We start from the raw sequence: 231 nt of genomic DNA, 5'->3' as shown, positions 1-231 counted from the left end.
AGGCCTCGTTCTCCCAGGCCAGCAGCACGTCGCCGACGCCGCGCCGGGTGAAGGTGGTGGTCGCGCCGCGCGCGCCGGTGTCGAGCACCGGCACGTGTTTGAAAAGCTCGGTGACGTAGTCGCGCGCGCTTTCCTCGCTGCCGCCGGGCTGGTTCAGCGCCCAGCCCCAGGCGGCAAGGAAGTTCCAGCGCGCCCCGCCCGAGGTCTTGGGGTTGGGGGTGATCACCTGTA

Annotated in this window: 1 pseudogene; it reads right to left on the bottom strand. The window is 71.0% G+C overall.

From position 1 onward, the window contains the following. A pseudogene (locus tag CLG85_RS27260) lies at positions 1 to 231 on the bottom strand (sulfate transporter subunit); the annotation flags it as partial.

Origin of the sequence: Alloyangia mangrovi, from assembly GCF_002300555.2 — a bacterium.
Taxonomy (GTDB): Bacteria; Pseudomonadota; Alphaproteobacteria; order Rhodobacterales; family Rhodobacteraceae; genus Salipiger; species Salipiger mangrovi.
Note: the sequence above shows the minus strand (reverse complement) of the source record. Positions and strands in the feature narration are given on the sequence as shown.